This window comes from Microbacterium meiriae, assembly GCF_032364335.1.
GTDB lineage: Bacteria > Actinomycetota > Actinomycetes > Actinomycetales > Microbacteriaceae > Microbacterium > Microbacterium meiriae.
Genome location: NZ_CP133984.1, coordinates 3,021,784 through 3,043,395 on the forward strand (window position 1 = coordinate 3,021,784; position 21,612 = coordinate 3,043,395).

Here is a 21,612-nt window from a genome sequence, read left to right on the forward strand (position 1 = left end):
AGCATGGGCGGGGTGTCAGTCGCGGGCGGGGCGCTCCCGTCCCGGCCCGTCCGCATGGAGGGCTTCGCGGAGGCCCGCGTTCTCGTCCTGCAGGTCGAGGACCCGCGCGATCCCGGCGATGTTGATGCCGTCCCCGCGGAGTTCGGCCGCGCGACGCAGGCGGGTGATGTCGTCGTCGCTGTACCGACGCGTGCCGCCGTCACTGCGAGCGGGCGCGAGAAGCCCCTTGCTCTCGAAGAGACGGATCGTCGCCTCCGGCAGGTCGACGAGCTGGGCGGCGACGGCGATGCCGTAGAGCGGGGTGCGCGGGTCGCGTGCGGTCATCCGGGTGTCCTCAGGTCGGGGTTGCGAAGAATCCTGCAAGTGTTCTATAACAAATCTATACCTGACGTGCAGATAATCTGCACACCACCTCAGCCCTTGCAGGGCCGCACGAAAGGAGAAACCTCATGGCACTGACCTTCGATCCCTTCAGTCAGCTCGACCGCTTCGCCGCGAGCGTCTTGGACTCCGTGCGCGCGCCCCGGTCGATGCCGGTGGACCTGTACCGTGACGGGGACCGCTACATCCTGCACGCCGACCTCCCCGGCGCCGACCCGGGCTCCATCGACGTCGACCTCGACGGCGGTCAGCTCACGATCCGCGCCCAGCGCACGGCCGACACCCGTGAGGGCGTGCGCTGGCTCGCCCGCGAGCGCGGGGCCGGGTCGTTCCTGCGCCAGTTCTCGCTCGGCGACGGTGTGGACCTCGACAACATCAGCGCCTCGTATGAGAGCGGTGTCCTGTCGGTCGTCATCCCCGTCAGCGAGCGGGCGAAGCCGCGCAAGATCACCGTCGAGTCCGGCGAACAGCGCCAGGCGATCGACGCCTGATCATCCTGGGGGCGGTGCACTCGCGCCGCCCCCGCTCTTCTCCTCTTCTCACGGAAAGGACGAATCATGGCACTCTCCCCGACCCTCGACCGTTTCCTCGCCGACATGGAGTACCCGGCGACCCGCGACGATCTCCTGCGCGAAGCGGCGCGGGACGGACTGCCGGCGGAAGATCGCGCGGTGCTGCGCGACCTGCCCGAACAGAGCTACAGCGCCGCCTGGCTCATCCGCTACCGCCTCGCCCGCACCGCCCTCGCCGACGCGCTCACCCCCGCCTCGCGACTCGCGGCATAGGGAATGCCGGAGCGGCCGCCGAGGTTGCATCCGGAGATGAACGACGTCGCCCTCTCCGTCCTCGACCTCGTGCCGGTCCGCTCCGGCCAGACCAGCGCCGAGGCCATCTCCGCCTCCCTCTCCCTCGCCGCGACCGCCGACCGGCTCGGCTACCGCCGGTACTGGTTCGCCGAGCACCACAACATGCCTTCGGTCGCCTCGACCACGCCTCCGGTCCTCATCGCGGCCGCCGCCACGCGCACCTCCCGCATCCGACTCGGCTCCGGCGGCGTCATGCTCCCGAACCACGCGCCCCTCATCGTGGCCGAGCAGTTCGCCGCCCTGGAGGCCATCGCGCCCGGACGTATCGACCTGGGCCTCGGCCGCGCCCCCGGCAGCGACCCCGTGATCACCCAGCTCCTCCGGGGATCCGGGACCACCAGCGAGGTGGAGCAGTTCCCCCGCCACGTGCAGGACATCGCGGCGCTCTTCACCGCCGACGGCGCCACCGTGCGCTTCACCTCCGGCGGGGAGTACACCGTGCGGGCGACCCCCGCCGCGACAGGGGTGCCCGAGGTGTGGCTGCTGGGGTCGAGCGACTACTCCGCACAGCTCGCCGCCTCCCTCGGCCTGCCGTACGTGTTCGCGAACCACTTCTCCGGACAGGGCCTAGAACGCGCCCTCGACCTCTACCGCACGAACTACCGTCCGAGCGAGGAGCATCCGGAGCCGCGGACCTTCCTCACCGTGAACGCCGTCGCGGCACCGACCGCGGAGGAGGCGGAGGCCCGCGCGCTCCCGCAGTTGCGGATGATGGCGCGACTTCGGCTCAACCAGCCGCTCGTCGCACTGGAGACCGTCGAACAGGCCCTCGCCGCGGAGCACGACGCCGCGACGGACCAGGTGGTCGAGGCGGCGCGGTCACGGTGGTTCGTCGGCACCGGGGAGTCCGTCGCCGCGGAGGTCCGCTCCTTCGCGACGACCTACGGGGTGGACGAGGTCATGCTCTCCCCCGTCGCCGGAGCCTACGACGCGGAGCCGAAGGACTCGGCTGCGGGGCGCGCCCAGACGCTGGAGCTCGTCGCGGGCGCGTGAGTCGCGTCGCGGGCGCGTGAGTCGCGTCTCGGGCGCGTGAGTCGCGTCTCGCGTCGCGGGATCGACAACGGTCCCCGGCGCCTGGTCCCTTCCGAGGTGCGGGATCGATAACGGTCCCCGGCGCGGTCCGGCCGGCACTCTTTTGATCCCGGGCCCGGCCCCTTCCGAGGTGCGAGATCGATAACGGTCCCCCGCCTGCCCTGCGCGGCACCTTTTTGATCCCGCACCCTTGACACCCGCCGCCCCCTCGCTCACGCCATGTGCGCCGCGCGCCTCAGCACGCGGGACCAGAAACGTGCCTCGGTCCGCGAGCGGAGGCGCATCTCTGATCCCGCTCGACGGGGACGTCTCCGCCACAGGTCCACGTCGGTTCGGGTTTTCCACAGGAGTCGGACGGAGCGAGAGGAGACCGTCGGAGGGCGGGCCCGCCACGGACAGCATGGACGCATGCGACACCGGATCCCTCTTCCACCTGACCTCGGCCCTCACTTCGGCGTGCGCGACGCCGCCGCCATCGGGGTCGGTCGGAAGAGGTACTCCAGCAGAGACCTCTCGCGGCCGTTCGCCGGCGTGCGGTCGACGGTGGAGCCCGCCACCTTCGACGATCGAGTCGCCTCCTACCTGCCGCGCCTCCGCCAGGGCCAGGCCTTCGCCGGCCGTACGGCCCTGCGACTGTGGGGCCTTCCCACACCCGTCCGCTGGTCGCCCGGCGAGCCCCTCGATGTCGCTGTGCCCACCGGGACATCACCGCCCCGGACGGCCGGTGTCCGGGGGCGTCGTATCGCGCCCGGACGGGCAGATGCGTGGCACATCAACGGAGTGCCGACGGTCGACCCGGTCAGCACACTGTTCCTGTGTGCACGGGAGTTCGCGTCGACGCCGATGGTCGTCGCGCTCGATGCCCTGCTCACGGCGTCCGATGTCTATCCGGGGCTGAGGACGGGCCGGCCTGTGGCAACCGCGGACAGCATCGAACGGCACTTGGTGCGCTGGGGACGCTTCCCCGGGTGCGGCCGCATCCGAGAGGCGCTGCCGCTCGCGCGCCCGGGTGTCGAGTCCCCGAAGGAGACGGAGACCCGCCTGCTGCTCGTGAGCCTCGGACTGCCGGAGCCCGCCGTCCAGCACGTCGTATCCCCGGGCGGACGCTTCCTCGCCAGGGTCGACCTCGCCTATCCGGAATACCGCATCGCCATCGAATACGAAGGCGACGGCCACCGGACGGACCGCGATCAGTGGCGGGCCGATATCCGGCGCCAACGCGACCTCGAAGACCACGGGTGGCTCGTGATCCGGATGACCGAGCTCGATCTGCGCGATGGCGGAACGGTTCTCGCCGCGCGCGTCCGTCGTGCGCTCGACGTTCGACGCCACCTCTGGGGTTGAGGTCCGTGTCACGGGCCGAACGGGAAGGCTTCTTCCCGCGAAGGGGCTGGCCCCGGGCCGCACTGAGGCGTAGCCTCGGCCGCAGAGAGAGGGGTTCGACGATGAGCACCAAGACACTCGCACTGTGGGTCGCCTACGGGACGAACGGTGTGGTGGGGAGCATCCGCCACGATGAGGACGGCTATGTGGTGACCATGGCGGGAGCGGACGCGGCGGCCGGAACCTATCCCAGCCTCGCCTCTGCGAAGGGCGCGCTGCATTCCCGCATGCTGCCCGGCAGCGCCTGGCCGCGGTTCCAGGAGCACTGAGCACCCCACCACGCGTGCGGGATCGAAAAGGCGCCTCCTGCGACGGGGACAGGCGCGAATCTGATCCCGCAGTGATCGCTACCGCGGGAGCGAGGCGGTAGTTGCGCGTGGGTATGTCCGGACGCTGCCCCGCATGGCCACGAGTACGGGGATCAGACGCGCTCGTCCCGCACAGCCTCAGGCGCCGGGATCGAAAGGGTTCATCGCCGCGCCCGGAGACGCGCATTCTCGAACCCGCGCGGATGATGCGGCGCGATGCGGGATGGAGAACGTGCGCGAGTCGGGCCGGGGACGTGCGTTTTCGATCCCGCACCCGGCATCCCTCCGGGACTGCAGGACTGCAGGACTGCAGGACTGCAGGACTGCGGGACGGAATCCGCGCGTTGACCGCGTCGGGGAGGCGCGAGATGGATCCCGCATGCGCACGGCACACGGGGCGCGCGACGGACGGGCCGCGGCGAGACTCAGGCCTCGGGTTCGCCGGAGAGGATGCCGCGGAGCCAGTCGCGGGCCTCGATGAAGACCTCGTCCGAGTAGCGGTCGGGGTACTGCACGATCTGCCGATCGGCACGGGGATAGGACCCGAGGAACACCACGCGGGGGCTGAAGCGGCGGATCCCGAGCAGGGCGTCGGCCATCCGTTCGTGCTCGATGTGACCGTCCGCGTCGATCACGAACCGGTACCGGCCGAGCTCGTCGCCGATCGGCCGGGACTCGATGAGCGAGAGGTTGATGCCGCGCGTCGAGAACTGCTCCAGCATCTCGAGGAGCGACCCAGGGTGGTCGTGCGGGAGCTCCACGATCAACGAGGTCTTGTCGGCACCGGTCGGCGCGGGCGAACGCGTGGTCCGCGTGACGAGGACGAACCGGGTCACGGCCGCCGCGTTGTCGCCGATGCCCTCGGCGAGGACGTCCACGTCATAGTGCTGCACGATGCCCGGGGCGGCGATCGCGGCCTGCGCGGGCGAGCTGCCGTCGAGGACACCGATGGCCGAGGCGACGTTGCTCGCCGCCGGCACGTGCGAGTGGGTCGGGAGGTGTTCGCCGAGCCAGCCGTGGCACTGCGCGTAGGCGACAGGGTGCGCGGCGATGACCTCGACCTGGTCGAGAGTGGTGCCGCGCGGTGCGACGAGGACGAAGTTCACCCGCACGAGGTACTCGCCGATGATCCGGAGCCCCGGCAGAGTCGCCAGCGCATCCTGCGTGGTGGACACACCGCCCTCGATGGAGTTCTCGATCGCGATCATGGCCGCGTCGCTGCGTCCTTCGAGCACATCCGCGAGCGCCTCACCCACGTTGTGCACCGGCCGCCAGTCCTGCCCCCTGGCCTCGGCCACCTGGTCGAGCGCCGCCTCCGTGAAGGTTCCGGCTGGTCCGAGATAGCTGTAGGTGCGGCGTGCAGTCACGGCGTTCAGCCTATCCCTCGGTGACTCATCGCGATCCCGCATGTCAAGCCGGATGCGAGCATCCGCCGCACGGGGCAGACTGAGTGCATGAGCAGCCGTGCCGGCCTCCCCGCGGAGGAAAGTGACCTGATCGACGTCGACGAGCTGATCGCCGCCTACTACGACCGCGTGCCGAACCCGGACGTCCCGAGCGAGCGGGTCGTGTTCGGCACCAGCGGCCACCGCGGCTCATCGCTCACCAAGAGCTTCAACGAGAACCACATCCTCGCCACGACCCAGGCGATCGTCGACTACCGTGCGGCGCAGGGCATCACCGGCCCCCTCTTCCTGGGGCGCGACACCCACGCCCTCTCCCTCCCCGCAGAGCGGAGCGCCATCGAGGTCCTGCTCGCGAACGGAGTGGACGTGCGCGTCGACGCCCGGGACTCCTGGGTGCCGACCCCGGCGCTGAGTCACGCGATCCTCACGTACAACCGCGACCGCGCCGCCGACGACCCTGGGCGCGCGGACGGCATCGTCGTGACCCCCTCGCACAACCCGCCCCGCGACGGCGGCTTCAAGTACAACCCGCCCCACGGCGGTCCGGCCGACACGGATGCGACCGGCTGGATCGCCGACCGCGCCAACCAGCTCATCGCGGGCGGCCTGGCCGAGGTGCGCCGCGAGCGCTTCGCCGACGTGGACTGGGACGCCATCACCGGATACGACTTCCGCGACGCCTACGTGCGCGACCTCCCATCGATCATCGACCTCGAGGCGATCCGCCGGGCCGGCGTGCGCATCGGTGCAGACCCGCTGGGCGGCGCTTCGGTGGAGTACTGGTCGCTGATCGCCGAGATGCACGACATCGACCTCACGGTCGTCAATCCCGAGGTCGACCCCACGTGGCGCTTCATGACCCTCGACTGGGACGAGAAGATCCGGATGGACCCGTCGTCTCCGTCGGCCATGGCGTCGCTCGTGGCGAAGAAGGGCGACTACGACATCCTCACCGGGAACGACGCGGACGCGGACCGGCACGGCATCGTCACCCCCGACGCCGGGCTCATGAACCCCAACCACTTCCTCGCCGTCGCCATCGACTACCTCTTCTCGCACCGGGAGCACTGGCCGCGCGAGGCGGCGGTCGGCAAGACGCTGGTGTCGTCGATGATCATCGACCGCGTGGCCGAGTCGCTCGGGCGGCGTCTGCTGGAGGTCCCGGTCGGCTTCAAGTGGTTCGTGCCCGGGCTGCTCGACGGTTCCGTGGCGTTCGGCGGCGAGGAGTCGGCGGGGGCCTCGTTCCTCCGGCACGACGGCTCCGTGTGGTCGACCGACAAGGACGGCATCCTCCTCTGCCTGCTCGCGGCGGAGATCCTCGCGGTGACCGGCAAGACCCCGTCGCAGCGCTACGCGGAGCTCGAGGACGCCTTCGGTTCGTCCGCCTACCAGCGCGTCGACGCCCCGGCCACCCCTGAGCAGAAGGCGACGCTGGGCAAGCTGACTCCGGAATCGGTGACGGCGAACACCCTCGCCGGCGAGGACATCATCGCGAAGCTCTCGCACGCTCCCGGCAACGGTGCGGCGATCGGCGGCCTGAAGGTGCAGACCCCGCACGCGTGGTTCGCCGCGCGGCCGTCCGGCACCGAGGACGTCTACAAGCTCTACGCCGAGAGCCTGCGCGGCCCCGAGCACCTCGCCGAGGTGCAGGCCGAAGCCCGCGCCGTGGTGTCCGCCGCCCTGGGCGACTGACTCCGCCCCCGCGGGATCCGCAGGTGCCGCGGGTGCCGCGGGATCCGCGGGTGCCGCGGGTGCCGCGGGTGCCGCGGGATCGAAACCGCTCCCCTCGGCCACCGCCGAGGGGAGTTTTCGATCCCGCACCCCGGTGGACACCTCGTGCGGGATCGAGAGTGCGCCTGGCACGCGCCGGAGAGGGACGTAATCGATCCCGCGACCCGGGTCGAGCGAATCCGCCGAGTGCGCGCACGTCCCAAGGCCGTGGCGACGAGTCCTCCCGTTGTCGCAGGTCGGCCGTCCGTCGTCCCGCCCACCGCCCCCGTCGCGGGATCGAAAACGTCCCCGCGAGAGACCGCGGAGGAGCGGTTTCGATCCCGTTCCGCCGGCCGCCCCTGACGCGGGATCGAAAACGTCCCTGGGGGCCTTCGCGGAGGGGCAGTTTCGATCCCGGACGATCCGGGACGGGACGGGACGGGACGGGGCGGGACGGGGCGGGACGGGACGGGCGGGACGGGGTCAGTCGGCGTCGGTGGAGGAGCCGAGGAGTTCGCGGACGCGGCTGGAGACGCGGTGGAACTCCTCCGTCTCCAGCACGTCGGCGTAGCCGCGGCGGGCCGGGAGGTCGACGCGGTGCTCCTCCAGGATCCGTCCGGGGCGCGGACCCATCACGATGACGCGGCTGGCGAGGTAGACCGCCTCCGCGACCGAGTGGGTCACGAGCAGCACGGTCGTGCCGGTGGCGCTCCAGATCCGGTTGAGCTCGACGTTCATGCGCTCGCGCGTGAGGGCGTCGAGGGCACCGAACGGCTCGTCCATGAGCAGCACCCGCGGCTCGTGCAGCAGCGCCCGACACAGCGACACCCGCTGCTGCATGCCGCCGGAGAGCTCGTGCGGCAGCGACTTCTCGAAACCGGTGAGACCGGTCATCTCGATGAGCTCGTCGGCACGGGCCTGGGCCTTGCGCATGTCCATCCCGCGCATCTCGGCCTGCAGGAGGATGTTGCCGCGGACGCTGCGCCATTCCAGGAGCGCCGCCCGCTGGAACACGTAGCCGATATCCTGCCGCGGACCCCGGACCTCGTCGCCGCGCAGGCGGATGCTGCCCCGGCTCGGCGCGGTGAGTCCGGCGACGGCCTTCAGGAGGGTCGACTTGCCGCAGCCCGAGGGCCCGGCGATGGAGAGGAACTCCCCCTCCTCGACGCGCAGGTCGACGCCCTCGAGGGCCGTGATCTGGCGCCGCTTGGAGGCGAAGGTGATCGCGAGATCCGAGACCTCGAGCGCCGGAGCGGTGCTCGTGGCCGCGGGTCCGCGTTCCTGCTGAACGTGAGTGTCCATGACGATCGGTCTCACTTCCCGGGGGCGAAGGCGTCGTCGAAGTAGGTCTCCACATCGCCGTCGCCCGAGATGAGCCCGGCCTCGGACAGCACCTCCAACGTGGACTCCCAATCCTCGGTGGCGTTCGCGCCGGGAGCCTGGCCCTCGGTGGCGTCGGTGTGGAGCAGCTCGATGGTCTCCTCCCACTGGTGCAGCAGGACCTCCTGCGACGGCATCTGCGGGTCCTTGCCCTCCATCGCGGCCACCGCGGCCTCGGGGTCCTCCTGCGCGGCCTCGAAAGCCTCCGAGGTCGCGGCGACGAGGGCCTCGACGAGCTCCGGGTCACTCTCGATGGTGTCGGTCGGCGCGATCAAGCCGTTGCTGAAGAAGTTCAGGCCGGCATCGGAGTAGCGCAGGTACTCGACGTCCTTGCCGCTCTTGTCGGCGATGGTCGGACCCTGGTCGTGTGCGAAGCCGATGAGACCGTCGACCTTCCCGGACAGCATGGCGGCGATCTTCCCCGCGGCGTCGAGGTTCTGCTGCGTCACATCGCCCTCCTCCAGGCCCACGGCCTCGAGGTACATCGGGAAGGTCGTGGTCGGGGCGTCGCCCGCGGAGACCGCGATGGTCTTGCCCTTGAGGTCTTCGGGGCTGGAGATGCCGGAGTCGGCGAAGACCTGCACGGCCGACGGCGTGGTCTGCAGGAAGACGCCGACGCTCTTGATGCCGACGCCCTTGTCGATGTTCGCGAGGACGGCCGGGGTGTCCGCCCAGCCGAAGTCGACCTGCCCCTGCCCGACGGCCTGCGCGGTCTTCGTCGAGCCCTGGCCGGCCTTGATCGTGAGGTCGATGCCGTGCTCCTCGAAGATGCCCTGGTCGACGCCGTAGTAGAACGCCGCGTGCTCGCCGTACGGGTACCAGTTGAGCATGAGGGTGACGGGCGTGAGCTCCCCGCCGTCACCGTCGCCGGAGCTCGCCGGGGTCGTCGATCCTCCGCAGCCGGAGAGGGCGAGCACCGCGGCGGACGCGAGGGCGATCGAGCTGAGGATGGTGCCTGACTTCTTCATCAGTGCCTTCTTTCGTGGGGGGCGAGGGGGTCAGAGTCGGACGGTGGCCGCGGCGACGTCGCGCTTGGAGGCGTGCCACGGGATGAGGAAGCGCTCGGCGATCTGGATGATGCCGAAGAGGATGACGCCGAGCAGCGACATGATGATGAGCGCGGCGAAGAGCATGGCGGTGTCGAGGTTGCCGTTGGCCTGCAGGATCACGTAGCCGAGGCCCTCGTTCGCGCCGACGAACTCGCCGACGACGGCACCGGTGACCGCGAGCGTCGCGGCGACCTTGAGACCGGAGAGGAGCTCGGGCAGCGCCGCGGGCAGCCGCACCTTGAGGAAGGTCTTGAAGCGGCTCGCTCCCATGGTCGACGCGAGCTGGAGGATCTCCGGGTCGACGGTGCGCAGGCCCGCGAGGCCCGAGATGACGACCGGGAAGAACGCCATGAGCACGGCCACGAGGATCTTCGGCTCCGCGCCGAACCCGAGCCAGACCACGAACAGCGGAGCGATCGCGATCTTCGGGATGACCTGGGCGAAGAGGATGACCGGGTAGAGCGTCTGCTCCAGACCCCGCGAGTACACCATGAGCACGGCGACGAGGACGCCGACGACGACCGCGATGACGAACCCGATCACGGTCTCGTAGGTGGTGACCCAGGTGTTCTGCGCGAGGTAGGCGGCGTTGTCGGTGAAGGCCGCCCAGGTGTCGGCGGGCGACGGGATGATGAACGCGGGCACCCACCCGAGGCTCGTGGAGACCCACCAGAGGGCGAGCACCGCGAGCACGAAGACGAGCGGGTGCCAGTGACGGCTCCACCAGCGGACGATGCCCGGAGGCTCGGGGCGGTCGGCGGCGATCGCCAGGGTCATGGTCGCGGAGGGGGCAGACGACATGGGGTCCTCGACATCTTCGTGAAGGATTCGGGAAAGCGCATTCCCGTTCGGTGTTGCGAGTCTATGCCGACCGTTCTGCCGTGTCAACGCACCGTGTCGCGCCCGCACGGATCTCGCGCGTCGGCGCGGCCTCCGGGTCGGTCACCGCGACCGGGCCAGCTCCGCGCCCGCGACCCGGAGCCAGCGCGCGGGGTCGGCCACGGCGGCGGCGGACGACCCCGCCAACGCGGTCAGCGACACGGCCCGCGTGAACAGGCCGGCGTCGGCATCTTCCGCGATCCGACCCGCGGCGAGCAGAGGACGCGCCCCCGCCTCGACGGCGAGCGCGGCGAGGAAGGACGGCACCTTCCCGTCACCCGACTGTCCGTCGTACGACCCCTCGCCGGTGATCACGGCCTCGGCGCCACGGACGGCCCCGGCCAGATCGACGAGCGCGGCCACCTCGGCCGCCCCCGGGGCGAGGATCCCGCCCCAGCGCACGAGCGCCGCCCCCGTACCGCCGGCGGCACCCGTGCCGGGGAGCTGCGGATCGACGGGAAGGAGGGCGGCGAGACCGGCGAGCGCGTCGTCGACCCGGGCGATGTCGCCGGGCTCCGTGAGCCCCTTCTGCGGACCGAACACCGCCGCCGCGCCGCGAGACCCGGTGAGCGGATTCGTGACATCGGTCAGCACGCGGACATCCGGCGCGGTGCGCAGCGCGCCGAGATCCGCCGTGGCGATGTCCGCCAGACCCCGGGCTCCCCTCGCGACCGGCCGACCGTCCCCGTCGAGGAAGCGCGCGCCGAGGGCGGCGAGCATGCCGGTGCCGCCGTCGGTCGAGGCGCTGGAGCCGATGCCGAGGATCAGTCGCGAGACGCCGTGATCGAGGGCGGCGGCGATCGCCTGCCCGAAGCCGGTCGTATCGGCATCCCAGGGCCGCAGGCCGTCGAGGAGCTCGATGCCCGAGGTCGAGGCGATGTCGACGACGCCCGTGCCGCCGGGAGCATCGGTCGTGCTCGGCAGGAGCAGCCAGGATGTCTCGACGGGAGCGCCCGCCGGGCCGTCGACGGTGACCGGCATGCGCTGTGCATCCGGTACGGCCGTCGCGAACGCCGCGACGGTCCCCTCCCCGCCGTCGGCCATCGGGCGGAGGACAATGTCCGCCGCCGGCTCGACCTCCCGCCAGCCGTCGGCGAGCGCTGCCGCGGCCTCCGCCGCCGTGATCGTGCCCTTGAAACTGTCCGGAGCGATGACGACGCGGGTCATGCCCGGAGCCCCGGGGTGCTCGCGCGCACGACCACCTCGAGCGGGAGCGTCGGCTGCTGCCAGTCCTCGTCGACGATCGCGCGGAAGGCCTGATACCCGGCATCGCTCAGCGGCACGCAGACCGTGGTGAGGGCCGGTGTCACATCGCGACTCGAGGGCACGTCGTCGAAACCGCAGACGGCGATGTCCGCGCCGACCTCCCGGCCCGCCGCGCGGATGGCCGCCATCGCCCCGATGGCCACCACGTCGCTGATGCCGAACACGACGGTACCCTCGGCGACCCCGGCTGCCAGGGCGTCGGCCATCGCCATCGCCCCCGACTCGCGGCGGAAGTCTCCGCGGACGGTCTGCGCGACCTCGCCGCCGCCCTCCGCGAACCCGGCGCGGAAGCCCGCCAGCCGGTCGTCCGAGGTGCGCACGCCCTCCGCCGCCCCGACGAGCACCGCCGAGCGATACCCGAGTTCCGCCATCCGACGGCCGAGCGCGGCGGCCCCGGCCCGGTTGTCGATCTCCACCCGGCGGTCGCCGTCGCCGTCCGCGCCGAACGCGACGACACGGCCCCCGAGGCGGGTGAACTCGGCGAGCTCGCGGGCGGTCTCCGCCTGCCCCTCCTCCTGCGTGCGCGAGGCGGCGAGGATGAGCCCCTGCGGTCGCTGTCCGCGCAGCGCACGGACGATCCGCGCCTCCCGCGCCGGGTCGCGCTCGGTGATGGCCACGGTCACGACGAGACCCTGCTCGTCGGCACCCCGCGCGACGCCCGATGCGATGAGTCCGAAGTAGGGGTCGGCGATGTCCGCGACGAGGAGCGCGATCACCGGCGAGCGTCCGCGGGCAGTCGCCTGCGCGGAGACGTTGGCGGTGTAGCCGAGGGCTTCGGCGGCGGCCTCCACGCGTTCCCGGAAGGGCGCCGCGACCTTGCGCTCGGAACCGTTCAGCACGCGAGAGGCGGTCGCCAGCGAGACCCCGGCCTCGAGCGCGACGTCATGCAGCGTGGGCGCCGGTCCCCTGGCGTGACGGGGGCGACGCGCGGCCGGCGGCTCTGCCGGTGTGGCGGACGGGGTCATGCTCCGAGCCTACCGACGAGGACGGATCCGCTTCGAGGGACGCTCACGGCCGCCGTCCGAGGAAACCGAGCAGGGCGGCGCCCTCACCGGCGAGGAGCTCGGGGGCGTCGTCGGGCACGAACTCCAACAGGGCGTCACGCGGCGGGTGCGGGGTGGCGGCCGCTTCCGCGAAGAACCGTGTCCAGAGCGCGGACCTCGAGCGCAGCGGGTGCCGTTCGGTGCGCGGCCACCAGGAGAAGACATGAGCGGCGGAGACATGGGGGCTGAGCCGACGGAACTCCTCGAGCACCGCGGGGACGGCGGCGCCGACCGTGGGCTGCCAGTACGTCGACAACATCGGATGGTCGACCTCGTGCAGGAGCTCGAGGGTGGCCGGGGCGGTGTCGGCGAGCGTGCCGCCGTGGAACTCCAGTGCGAGCCCGATGCCGCGGGCAGCCGCCTCGACCGTCGCCGCGCGGAGCCGCGTCACGACGCGGGCACGCTCCTGCGCGGACACCTCCGCGGAGCCGTGACTCCCTGCCCACACCCGCACGCGGTCGGCTCCGAGGGCCGCGGCACTGTCGAGGACCGCGGTCAGCGACTCCTCCGATCCGGCGCGGAAGTACGACCCGTAGGACGCGACGGCGAGCCCGGCATCCGTGGTCATCCGCGCGACCTCCGCCGCGCGGCCGACCTCCCCCGGTGGCACATGCACGTCCCCGCCCCACTCGATCACGTCGAGACCTGCGGCGGCCGCGATCGCGACGATCCTCTCCGGCGGCAGGGCACGGAACGTCACCGAGCACAGCCCTGCACGGATCCCCGTCATCCCGTCATCCTCTCAGTCCTCCCGATCTCCCCGACACCGGCCGGCCCGTCCATTCCCCGGGCTCCTCGGTCGGACGTCCCGGCCCCTTCCGTTCCCCGTGTCGAGTCCCACCTGCACGACCCCGCCCCACCTGCACGACCGGAACCCGGGTCTGACCCTGCAGGCGCACCCGGGTCGTGCAGGTGTCCCCGGTCGGTCGGATACACGACGTGGGTCCGATACACGACGACCGAGACCGGGGAACGGGGACGGGACGGACTCCGTCGTCGAGTCTCATCTGCACGACCCGGTCCCGCCTGCACGACCGGAACCCTGGTCTGACCGTGCAGGCGGACCCGAGTCATGCAGGTGTCCCCCGGTCGATCCGACACACGACGACCGAGGCCGGGACGGATGCACGATCTGAGCACGACGGGACGACCGACACCCGGGGACGGGCCGTGCATCCGGGAACGGGTCGTGCATCCGGAACCTCCATCGGACCGGGGACGGGACCGGGGATGGGGGTCACCGGGGCTCACAGGTGGGGGGCGACCGCCGTCGCGAAGGCCTCGGCCGTGCGTCGGACCACACGGGCCGGGTCGTCGGCCCAGACGTCGGCATGGAAGATCTCCACCTCGATGTCGCGGTCGTAGCCGGTGTCCTGCACCGCCCGCGTGAGGGTGCCGAAGTCGATCACTCCGTCCCCCGGATAGTGCCGGGAGAGCAGGGGGTCTGCGGCGAGGGGGGTCTTCCAGTCGCACACCTGATACGTGGCGATGCGGCCCTCCCGTCCGGCCCTGGCGATCTGGTCGAGCACCTGCGGATCCCACCAGATGTGGAACGTGTCGACCGCGGCACCGACCACGGCAGAGTCGAAGTCCGCGGCGATGTCGAGCGCCTGACCGAGGGTGGAGACCACGGCACGGTCGGAGGCGTACATCGGATGCAGCGGCTCGATCGCAAGGGTGACCCCGGCGGCGCGAGCGTCGTCCGCGAGGGCGCCGATGGCGTCGCGGACACGCTCACGCGCCCCGACGAGGTCACGCGACCCCTCGGGCAGACCGCCGGCGACGAGGACGAGCACCGCGGTCGAGCCCTCCGCACCGGCTGCCGCGAGGGTGGCCGTTTCCTCGATCGCTCGGCGGTTGTCGTCGAGCGCGGCGTCACGCTCCGGACCGGCCGGAAGCGTGAAGAAGCCCCCGCGGCAGTGCGTCGTGAAGCGCAGGCCGGAGTCGGTCAGCATGCGGGCGGCGACATCGAGTCCCACCGCCTGCACGGGCTCCCGCCACAAACCGATGGCCTCGACCCTCGCCGCCGCCGTGACGCGCAGGGCCGTGGCGAGGTCCGCGTGCTTCACGGTGGCCTGGTTGATCGAGAGCCGCGGATGCGGCACGGTCCCGACGCCGGGTGTCCGGGACTCGCGCTCCGCCGCCAGGCTCCGGGGGGCGGTCATGCGTCCACCCCGTTCAGCCGGAGCAGGCCGTGCCATCGCTCCCGGGCGAGCTCCGGCCGCTCCAGCGCGAGCGCCCCGTTCGCCAGCTCGACGATGCGGCTGAGGTGCGGCAGGCTCCGTGCGGAATGCAGCCCCCCGACCATCTGGAACGCGGGCTGATGGCCGTTGAGCCAGGACAGGAAGGCGACCCCGGTCTTGTAGTAGTAGGTCGGTGCCGCGAACACCTGCCGACTCAGCTCCTCCGTCGGGCCGAGGAGGTCGAGGTACCGCTCCGGGTCGTTCGCGTCGAGGGCCTGGATCGCGGCGGAGGCCACCGGGGCGAGCGCGGCGAACGCGCCGAGCAGCGCATCCGAGTGGCCGCGCGACGCGGACCCCTCGGGCGCGGCAGCCCCGGTCAGGCTGTCCCCGCCGATGAGGCCGACGTAGTGGAAGTCGTCGCCGGTGAACATGCGCACGCCCTCCGGCAGCCGCTCGCGCACCCACACCTCGGAGTCCGCGTCGAGCAGGCTCATCTTCACCCCGGCGACAGCGGCGCGGTTCTCGCCGATAATGTCGAGCAGCACCTCGGCGGCCTCCTGCCACGCGGGACCACCGCTCCCGGCGGGCGACGAGGGCGCGAAGTAGCCCGCGAGCTCCGGGTCGAACGCGGTGCCGAGCCAGTGCAGCACGACGGGGACCGACGCGCGGGAGAGCACCTCGCGGTAGACGCGGCGATAGTCGTCGGCGGTCTCCGCGACCCGAGCCAGGTGGCGCGAGGCCATGAGCACCGGCCCCGCCCCCTGCTCCTCGGCGAAGTGCAGCTGCTCGAGATAGGCGGCGATCACCTGATCGAGCGGGATGCACTCCTCGTCGACGTGATCGGTGTTGACCCCGACCACGACCGTGCCGCCCTCCTCGCGGGCGACCTCGGCGCTGCGGGCGATGAGCTCGCGCACCGCCGCCGCATCCAGCCCCATGTTGCGCTGCGCGGTGTCCATCGCGTCGGCGACGCCGAGACCCCACGAGTACACGTTGCGGCGGAACGCGAGCGTCGCGTCCCAGTCGATGTCGGCCGGCTGTCCCGGGCTGTTGTCCGCGTGGACCTTCGGGACGACGTGCGCGGCGGCGTAGGCCACCCGGCTGCGGAGCGGACCCTCCGGCCGCGTGACACCGGCGACCTCGCGGAGCTCCGTGTCGGCGGTGCGGCCGTCGGCGGCGAGCAGGCGGAGGGTGGTCATGCCTCGTCCAGGGTCAGGGGCTCGAGCACGATCTTGCGTCCCTCGGCGCTGGACGCGAGTCCGGCCTCGGCGAACTGGACCCCGCGCGCGCCGGCGAGCAGGTCGAACGGGTAGTCCGTCCCGAGGGCGAACGAGGTGAGGTACTCCTCCCACTGCTGCCGGAAGCCGTTCTGGAACACGTCGTTCGTCGGCACCTGCTGCCAGTCGGCGTCGTAGTCGTGGCTGTCCTCCAGGTCGGGGTTCCACACGGGCTTGGGCGTGGCGTTGCGGGGCTGGATCTTCGCACCGAACAGTCCGACGACCGCGGAGCCGTGCGTGCCGTCGACCTGGAACTCCACGAGCTCGTCGCGGTTCACCCGCACGGTCCACGAGGAGTTGATCTCGGCGATCGCCCCGCCGTCGAGCTCGAAGATGCCGTACGCGGCGTCCTCGGCCGTGGCGGTGTAGTGCTCGCCCTTCTCGTCCCAGCGGTCGGCGATGTGCACCGCGGCCTGCGCGTAGACGCTCTTGACCTCGCCGAAGAGGTTCTCCAGCACGTAGTTCCAGTGCGGGAACATGTCGGTGATGATGCCGCCGCCGTCCTCGGTGCGGTAGTTCCAGCTCGGACGCTGCGCGGGCTGCCAGTCGCCCTCGAACACCCAGTAGCCGAACTCGCCGCGGACGGACAGGATGCGGCCGAAGAAGCCGGAGTCGATGAGGCGCTTGAGCTTCTGCAGCCCCGGGAGGTAGAGCTTGTCGTGGACGACGCCGGTCTTCACACCGGCGTCGCGGGCGAGGCGGGCGAGCTCCAGAGCCTCGTCGAGCGACTCGGCCGTGGGCTTCTCGGTGTAGATCGCCTTGCCGGCGGCGATGGCCTTCCGGATCGCGGATGCCCGGGCCTTCGTGACGAGGAAGTCGGCGTAGATCTCCCACTGCGGGTCGGCGAGGGCCGCGTCCAGATCGGTCGTCCAGTCCTCGATGCCGTGCTTCGCCGCCAGTTCGGCCAGCTTGGCCTCGCTGCGTCCGACGAGGATCGGCCGCACAGTCACGCGGCTGCCGTCGGGGAGCTCGATCCCGCCGTCGTCACGGATCGCGAGGATCGACCGCACCAGGTGCTGCCGGTATCCCATGCGCCCGGAGACGCCGTTCATGATGATCCCGATCTCGCGGGTGGGGGCCTGTGCCATCTCGGTCCGTTCCTCTCGGTGGAAGCTGTCGGCGCTGACAGGAGAATGTTGGTAAGCGCTTTCCGAGATCATGGCATGAGACGCTCGACCTCGCAACCGCGCCTAGCGCGGAGGGGCCGTGCTCGCCCGCACGTGCAGCGCCGGGGCGACCTCCACGCGCTCGGCGGGCCGGGTGGTCCCCTCGCGCAGCCGATCCCGGAGAAGCTCCACCGCGCGGCGTCCGACGTGCTGCTTCGGCGGCCGGAGCGCGGTGAGCGGAGGGGAGCCGTGCTCCGCGACCTCGTCGTCGTAGGCGATCAGGGAGAGGTCGTCGGGCAGCCGCCAGCCCGCATCCTGCAGATGCTGCTGGAGCAGGAGGGCCTGCGGGTCGGAGTGCACGAGCAGCGCGGTCGTGCCCGTGTCACGGATCTCGGCGAGCACCGAGGAGACGACGTCCGCCTGCGCGGGCCCCTCCATCCGGTCCAGCGCCGCATCGCGATCCACCCCCACTGCGAGACCGAGCTCCGCGACCGCCCGCGACCAGCCCTGCCGGAGCCCGGCGGAAGTCGGCGACTGCGGCGACGTGAGCACCCCGACCCGCCGGTGTCCGAGCGCGGCGAGGTGCCCGGCGGCGAGCGCACCCCCGAACGCGTGGTCCGTCGCCACGGTCTGCATCCGGGTGAGGGCGAGCGCGGGCGGGGTCCGGCGCTCGACCAGCACGACGGGAACCGGGAGCGTGTCCAGCCACGAGAGCAGCGCGTGTCCGTCGGCGCCCTGCGTCTCGGGCGCCACGATGAGGCCGTGCACGGTTCCGGATTCCAGGAGCGCCGCGATCTGGCGACGCTGGTCCTGCGCGGCGTAACTGGCCCCGCGGAGCACGAGCTGCACCCCGGTCTCCACCCCTGCGCTCCGGGCGCCGACGACGACCTGCGGCCAGTAGTAGCTCAGCGACGGCACCACCATCCCGATGCGGAACTGCGGCCCGGGAAGGGCAGCGCGGGCGACGGTCGTGTCCAGCGCGCTCCGCAGCACTGCTCCCCCGTGCACCCTGGTCAGCAGCCCGCGGTCCGCCAGCGCGGTGATGTCGCGACGGATGGTGAGCTCGGCCACCCCGAAGTCACGGGCGAGCTCGGCGACGCGCACGGCGCCGGTACGGCGCAGCTCGTCCAGGATGCGCTCGCGGCGGGAGAGGCCGAAACGCGGGGTGGGACGCTCTTCGGTCACACGATCCTCCCGACGTGCCGCACATCTTCGAGGGTGATGCGGGGGATCAGCATCCGGCTGCCTTCCGTGTACGAGTGTGTTCGATCTGGATGGTTCCTGTTCGAACACGTTGCCTGGGCTCGAACGCACAGTCTTCACTGGAACGGCACGCTTCGGCAAGCGCATACCCGAGACCCGCGGAGACTCATGGCCCACCGACCGTTCACCATCGCCGCCCTCTCCACGGAGGCGTGGGACCTCGTGTTCGACGACGCTCGGCGCGCCCGTCTGCGGACGCTCGTGGCCCCCGGCGCCCCGCTGCACACGCCCGCGCTCGACGCGGCGGCCGCGGCCGACCGCGTGTCAGGGATCGAGGTGCTGGTGACGGGCTGGGGCGCCCCCCTCCTGGACGCGGCCCTGCTCGACCGGCTCCCCCGACTCCGCGCGGTGTTCCATGCGGCGGGGAGCGTGCGCGGCGTCGTGTCCGACGCCTTCTGGGAGCGCGACATCCTGCTCACGTCCGCCGCCGAGGCCAACGCGGCCCCCGTCGCCGAGTACACACTCGCGATGATCCTGCTCTCCGGCAAACGCGCCCTCCTCCCGCTCCGCGGGGACGACGCACAGCGCGACCTGCGCATCGGGCCCCGCGTCACCGGCCGCATCGGCAACCTCGACCGCACGGTGGGCATCGTCGGGTTCTCCCGCATCGGGCGCCGCGTCGTCGACCTGCTGCGCCCCTTCCCCGGACTGCAGGTGCTCGTCGCCGACCCGTACGCGGACGCCGAAGAGGTGGCCGCGGCGGGCGCCCGGCTCGTCCCACTCCACGCCCTGCTCCCCGCCGTCGACCTGCTCTCCCTGCACGCACCGGCGCTGCCCGCGACGCGGGGGATGATCGGCCGCGCGCAGCTCGCGGCCCTGCGCGACGGCGCCACCGTGCTCAACACCGCGCGCGGTGCCCTCCTCGATCACGACGCGCTGCTCGCGGAGTGCGCCTCCGGTCGCCTCGACGCGATCCTCGACGTCACCGATCCGGAGCCGCTTCCGCCCGACCACCCGCTGCTGCACCTGCCGAACGTCGCGGTCACCCCGCACCTCGCCGGCTCGCTCGGCACCGAGGCGCACCGGCTGGCCGACGCCGCCCTCGACGAGCTCGAGGCGTGGGTGGCCGGCCGTCCGCCGCGACACCCCGTGCACCGCGCCGACCTCGCGCACAGCGCATGACGATCCTCGCGCTGCCTCCGGAAGACCGGGCGCTCTCCCCGCACACGGGATGGACGCGCGCGCACCTGATGACGGTGGCCGATGCCATCCTCGACGGGGCCGCCCGTCATGCGAGCCCGGCGGGCGCGGGCATCCGGTACCCCGGCGCCTCTGGCGGCTTCGGCGCCGCGGTCGACGCGCTCGAGGGTTTCAGCCGCACGTTCCTGCTGGCCGCGTTCCGCATCGCCGGCGACCCACGCGACACAGAGCCGCTGGCCGAGCGGTATGCCAGAGGGCTGGCGGCAGGTGTCGATCCGGCCGGTGCCGAACGGTGGCCGCGCCCCGGCGAGGTCGACCAGGCGAAAGTCGAGGCCGCGGCGCTCGCCCTGGGTCTGCACCTCACCCGCGACACGGTGTGGGCGCGCCTGGACGACAGCGCCCGGACCCGCACCGTGGACTACCTGGCGGCCGTCGTCGGTGGGAGCCATCCGCCGAACAACTGGGCCTGGTTCCGGGTGCTCGTCGAGCAGTTCCTGGAGAGCGTCGGCGGGCCGTCCTCCGACGCGGACCGCGCAGCCGACTTCGCGCTGCTCGACGGCTTCGAGCGGGACGGCGGATGGAGCGCGGACGGCGCCGCCCGATCGTTCGACCACTACGCCGGCTGGGCGCTGTCGTTCTACCCGCTGCTCTGGGCGGACATGGTCGGCGAGGAGCCGCGCCACGCGGATCGCACCGCCCGGTATCGCCGGCGGCTGGACGCGTTCCTCGACGACGCGCTGCACCTCGTCGGCGCCGACGGAGGACCACTCATCCAGGGCCGCAGCCTCACCTACCGTTTCGCGACGGCCGCCGCGGCCGGGGTCGCGGCGTTCTCCGGCACCTCGCGGCACGACCCCGGCCTCCTGCGCCGGGCGGTGAGCGGTCAGGTCCGGCACTTCACCGACCGCGGTGCGCCGGATGCGACCGGAGTGCTGCCACTCGGCTGGCACGGCGCCTGGCGTCCGCTCGCCCAGGACTACTCCGGCCCTGGCTCTCCGTACTGGGCGGCGAAGGGTCTCCTGCCGCTGGCCCTGCCCGCGGCGCATCCGTTCTGGACGGCCGTCGAACAGCCCCTGCCGATCGATCGGGGTCCGTTCACCCGCGTCCTCATCGCCCCGGGGTGGCTCGCGACGGGCACCGCGGACGGCATCGTGCGTGTGGTCAACCACGGCACCGACCACCGGATGCCGGGTGCCCACCAGCCGGATGCGCCGTTGTACGCGAAGCTCGGGTACTCGACCGCGACCGCGCCCGTGCTCGCCGGCCCCGGAGTCCGTGATCCGCTCGACGGCACCGTCGCCGTGGTGCGTGGCGGCCGAGCGAGCCATCGCTCCGGCTTCGCGACCGGAGCGCTGCGGAAGGTCGACGACGCCGTGCTCGGCGGCTCCTCCGGCCTCGTGCACTGGCACGACGGCCTCCGCGCGGAGTTCGATGTCGGCGGAGGCGGCGCGGCCGCCGAGACCACGGTCGGCCCCATGGTCGACGTGGTGTCGGCACTCCGCGGACCGTGGGAGGTGCGGCTCGTGCGGGTCCGGGCGGGCGCGGGGACGGACGGGGTGATCCGCGACGGCGACGTCCTCCGCATCGGCGGCTGGGCGCTGTCCTCCCCGACGGTCGTCGAGACCGGCCCCGCGGCTGTCACCGCCGCCCTCGCCCTCGGCGGCGAGACGCAGAGCCGGGTCATCGGACTCCTCGGAGTCGACGGTGCGACCGCGGGGGTCCGACGGGAACGGGACGCGACCCCGCTCGGCCCGGAGACCGCCACCCCGTGGCTCTCGGCGGCGGTGCGGCCGGACGTCTGGATGGCCGTCGGCGTGCTTCTCGGGAGTTCCCCCGGCGTGCCGCAGCTCGACCTGCGGGCAGGCGACGCGGCGGTGTCCTGGCCGGACGGCGCCACGACGCGCTTCCGCCCCGAGGAGTTGCTTCCGCGGGGGTGAGCG

General features: G+C 72.2%; 20 protein-coding genes. 8 read left to right on the forward strand and 12 right to left on the reverse strand.

Features of this window, described 5'->3' with window-relative positions; all coding sequences use genetic code 11:
• Positions 1 to 15 precede the first annotated feature (15 nt).
• A complete protein-coding gene (locus RI211_RS14790; protein WP_315636241.1) occupies positions 16 to 324 on the reverse strand; it encodes a MerR family transcriptional regulator in 309 nt (102 codons plus the stop codon).
• Between the two features lie 125 nt (positions 325 to 449).
• Here RI211_RS14790 and RI211_RS14795 point away from each other — a divergent pair, with 125 nt between their 5' ends.
• From RI211_RS14795 to RI211_RS14815, 5 genes are all read left to right on the forward strand, one after another.
• The gene (locus RI211_RS14795) at positions 450 to 872 is read left to right on the forward strand and encodes an Hsp20/alpha crystallin family protein (RefSeq protein ID WP_060922486.1); all 423 of its coding nucleotides are present in this window, start codon (positions 450 to 452) and stop codon (positions 870 to 872) included.
• A 66-nt stretch (positions 873 to 938) separates the two neighbouring features.
• Positions 939 to 1,166: a DUF2795 domain-containing protein gene (locus RI211_RS14800; RefSeq protein WP_259953410.1), complete on the forward strand. Its 228-nt coding sequence runs from the start codon at positions 939 to 941 to the stop codon at positions 1,164 to 1,166.
• Positions 1,167 to 1,202: 36 nt separating this feature from the next.
• Positions 1,203 to 2,240 carry an LLM class flavin-dependent oxidoreductase gene (locus tag RI211_RS14805; protein ID WP_315636242.1) on the forward strand — a complete coding sequence of 346 codons (1,038 nt, stop codon included), beginning with the start codon at positions 1,203 to 1,205 and terminating at the stop codon, positions 2,238 to 2,240.
• A gap of 447 nt (positions 2,241 to 2,687) precedes the next feature.
• Positions 2,688 to 3,623 carry an endonuclease domain-containing protein gene (locus tag RI211_RS14810; protein ID WP_315636243.1) on the forward strand — a complete coding sequence of 312 codons (936 nt, stop codon included), beginning with the start codon at positions 2,688 to 2,690 and terminating at the stop codon, positions 3,621 to 3,623.
• Between the two features lie 101 nt (positions 3,624 to 3,724).
• Positions 3,725 to 3,931 carry a methyltransferase gene (locus tag RI211_RS14815; protein WP_187662448.1) on the forward strand — a complete coding sequence of 69 codons (207 nt, stop codon included), beginning with the start codon at positions 3,725 to 3,727 and terminating at the stop codon, positions 3,929 to 3,931.
• A gap of 464 nt (positions 3,932 to 4,395) precedes the next feature.
• Here RI211_RS14815 and pheA read toward each other — a convergent pair whose 3' ends face one another.
• Positions 4,396 to 5,379, reverse strand: a complete 984-nt coding sequence (pheA, locus tag RI211_RS14820) for a prephenate dehydratase (protein ID WP_187662449.1) — start codon at positions 5,377 to 5,379, stop codon at positions 4,396 to 4,398.
• 45 nt (positions 5,380 to 5,424) lie between these two features.
• Here pheA and pgm point away from each other — a divergent pair, with 45 nt between their 5' ends.
• Positions 5,425 to 7,068: a phosphoglucomutase (alpha-D-glucose-1,6-bisphosphate-dependent) gene (pgm, locus tag RI211_RS14825; protein WP_315636244.1), complete on the forward strand. Its 1,644-nt coding sequence runs from the start codon at positions 5,425 to 5,427 to the stop codon at positions 7,066 to 7,068.
• A 501-nt stretch (positions 7,069 to 7,569) separates the two neighbouring features.
• Here pgm and RI211_RS14830 read toward each other — a convergent pair.
• From RI211_RS14830 to RI211_RS14875, 10 genes are all read right to left on the reverse strand, one after another.
• Complete coding sequence (locus tag RI211_RS14830; RefSeq protein WP_315636245.1) at positions 7,570 to 8,388, reverse strand: ABC transporter ATP-binding protein; 819 nt, start codon at positions 8,386 to 8,388, stop codon at positions 7,570 to 7,572.
• Positions 8,389 to 8,399: 11 nt separating this feature from the next.
• Positions 8,400 to 9,434, reverse strand: coding sequence for an ABC transporter substrate-binding protein (locus RI211_RS14835; protein ID WP_315636246.1), 1,035 nt, complete (start codon positions 9,432 to 9,434; stop codon positions 8,400 to 8,402).
• A gap of 30 nt (positions 9,435 to 9,464) precedes the next feature.
• Positions 9,465 to 10,316: an ABC transporter permease gene (locus tag RI211_RS14840; RefSeq protein WP_085605959.1), complete on the reverse strand. Its 852-nt coding sequence runs from the start codon at positions 10,314 to 10,316 to the stop codon at positions 9,465 to 9,467.
• 141 nt (positions 10,317 to 10,457) lie between these two features.
• Positions 10,458 to 11,561 (reverse strand): glycerate kinase, encoded by a 1,104-nt coding sequence (locus tag RI211_RS14845; RefSeq protein ID WP_315636247.1) that lies wholly within the window; start codon positions 11,559 to 11,561, stop codon positions 10,458 to 10,460.
• Positions 11,558 to 12,625 (reverse strand): LacI family DNA-binding transcriptional regulator, encoded by a 1,068-nt coding sequence (locus tag RI211_RS14850; RefSeq protein WP_315636248.1) that lies wholly within the window; start codon positions 12,623 to 12,625, stop codon positions 11,558 to 11,560. The genes RI211_RS14845 and RI211_RS14850 overlap by 4 nt, the downstream gene beginning before the upstream one ends.
• Positions 12,626 to 12,668: 43 nt before the next feature.
• Entirely contained in the window at positions 12,669 to 13,433 is a 765-nt protein-coding gene (locus RI211_RS14855; protein ID WP_315636249.1) for a sugar phosphate isomerase/epimerase family protein, read from the reverse strand.
• A 517-nt stretch (positions 13,434 to 13,950) separates the two neighbouring features.
• Positions 13,951 to 14,868, reverse strand: a complete 918-nt coding sequence (locus tag RI211_RS14860; RefSeq protein WP_315636250.1) for a sugar phosphate isomerase/epimerase family protein — start codon at positions 14,866 to 14,868, stop codon at positions 13,951 to 13,953.
• Positions 14,865 to 16,085: a DUF993 family protein gene (locus tag RI211_RS14865; protein ID WP_315636251.1), complete on the reverse strand. Its 1,221-nt coding sequence runs from the start codon at positions 16,083 to 16,085 to the stop codon at positions 14,865 to 14,867. Before RI211_RS14865 ends, RI211_RS14860 begins: the two co-directional genes overlap by 4 nt.
• On the reverse strand, positions 16,082 to 17,251 hold the full coding sequence (locus tag RI211_RS14870; RefSeq protein ID WP_187662457.1) for a Gfo/Idh/MocA family protein: 1,170 nt from the start codon (positions 17,249 to 17,251) through the stop codon (positions 16,082 to 16,084). Before RI211_RS14870 ends, RI211_RS14865 begins: the two co-directional genes overlap by 4 nt.
• A 102-nt stretch (positions 17,252 to 17,353) precedes the next feature.
• Positions 17,354 to 18,454: a LacI family DNA-binding transcriptional regulator gene (locus RI211_RS14875; RefSeq protein ID WP_187662458.1), complete on the reverse strand. Its 1,101-nt coding sequence runs from the start codon at positions 18,452 to 18,454 to the stop codon at positions 17,354 to 17,356.
• Between the two features lie 186 nt (positions 18,455 to 18,640).
• Between RI211_RS14875 and RI211_RS14880 the strand changes: the two genes are divergently transcribed.
• Together RI211_RS14880 and RI211_RS14885 are read left to right on the forward strand one after the other, a co-directional pair.
• Complete coding sequence (locus tag RI211_RS14880; RefSeq protein WP_315636252.1) at positions 18,641 to 19,654, forward strand: hydroxyacid dehydrogenase; 1,014 nt, start codon at positions 18,641 to 18,643, stop codon at positions 19,652 to 19,654.
• Positions 19,651 to 21,609 (forward strand): DUF2264 domain-containing protein, encoded by a 1,959-nt coding sequence (locus tag RI211_RS14885; RefSeq protein WP_315636253.1) that lies wholly within the window; start codon positions 19,651 to 19,653, stop codon positions 21,607 to 21,609. Before RI211_RS14880 ends, RI211_RS14885 begins: the two co-directional genes overlap by 4 nt.
• Positions 21,610 to 21,612: the final 3 nt, after the last annotated feature.

Excerpts from the sequence above, each read along its gene's own strand:
- RI211_RS14800 (WP_259953410.1), top strand. The coding sequence starts at position 939 with ATGGCACTCTCCCCGACCCTCGACCGTTTCCTCGCCGACATGGAGTAC.
- pheA (WP_187662449.1), bottom strand. The coding sequence starts at position 5,379 with ATGCGGGATCGCGATGAGTCACCGAGGGATAGGCTGAACGCCGTGACT.
- RI211_RS14855 (WP_315636249.1), bottom strand. The coding sequence starts at position 13,433 with ATGACGGGGATCCGTGCAGGGCTGTGCTCGGTGACGTTCCGTGCCCTG.
- RI211_RS14865 (WP_315636251.1), bottom strand. The coding sequence starts at position 16,085 with ATGACCACCCTCCGCCTGCTCGCCGCCGACGGCCGCACCGCCGACACG.
- RI211_RS14790 (WP_315636241.1), bottom strand. The coding sequence starts at position 324 with ATGACCGCACGCGACCCGCGCACCCCGCTCTACGGCATCGCCGTCGCC.
- RI211_RS14805 (WP_315636242.1), top strand. The coding sequence starts at position 1,203 with ATGAACGACGTCGCCCTCTCCGTCCTCGACCTCGTGCCGGTCCGCTCC.
- RI211_RS14810 (WP_315636243.1), top strand. The coding sequence starts at position 2,688 with ATGCGACACCGGATCCCTCTTCCACCTGACCTCGGCCCTCACTTCGGC.
- RI211_RS14845 (WP_315636247.1), bottom strand. The coding sequence starts at position 11,561 with ATGACCCGCGTCGTCATCGCTCCGGACAGTTTCAAGGGCACGATCACG.
- RI211_RS14815 (WP_187662448.1), top strand. The coding sequence starts at position 3,725 with ATGAGCACCAAGACACTCGCACTGTGGGTCGCCTACGGGACGAACGGT.
- RI211_RS14880 (WP_315636252.1), top strand. The coding sequence starts at position 18,641 with ATGGCCCACCGACCGTTCACCATCGCCGCCCTCTCCACGGAGGCGTGG.
- RI211_RS14840 (WP_085605959.1), bottom strand. The coding sequence starts at position 10,316 with ATGTCGTCTGCCCCCTCCGCGACCATGACCCTGGCGATCGCCGCCGAC.
- RI211_RS14870 (WP_187662457.1), bottom strand. The coding sequence starts at position 17,251 with ATGGCACAGGCCCCCACCCGCGAGATCGGGATCATCATGAACGGCGTC.
- RI211_RS14885 (WP_315636253.1), top strand. The coding sequence starts at position 19,651 with ATGACGATCCTCGCGCTGCCTCCGGAAGACCGGGCGCTCTCCCCGCAC.
- pgm (WP_315636244.1), top strand. The coding sequence starts at position 5,425 with ATGAGCAGCCGTGCCGGCCTCCCCGCGGAGGAAAGTGACCTGATCGAC.
- RI211_RS14850 (WP_315636248.1), bottom strand. The coding sequence starts at position 12,625 with ATGACCCCGTCCGCCACACCGGCAGAGCCGCCGGCCGCGCGTCGCCCC.
- RI211_RS14795 (WP_060922486.1), top strand. The coding sequence starts at position 450 with ATGGCACTGACCTTCGATCCCTTCAGTCAGCTCGACCGCTTCGCCGCG.
- RI211_RS14830 (WP_315636245.1), bottom strand. The coding sequence starts at position 8,388 with ATGGACACTCACGTTCAGCAGGAACGCGGACCCGCGGCCACGAGCACC.
- RI211_RS14860 (WP_315636250.1), bottom strand. The coding sequence starts at position 14,868 with ATGACCGCCCCCCGGAGCCTGGCGGCGGAGCGCGAGTCCCGGACACCC.
- RI211_RS14835 (WP_315636246.1), bottom strand. The coding sequence starts at position 9,434 with ATGAAGAAGTCAGGCACCATCCTCAGCTCGATCGCCCTCGCGTCCGCC.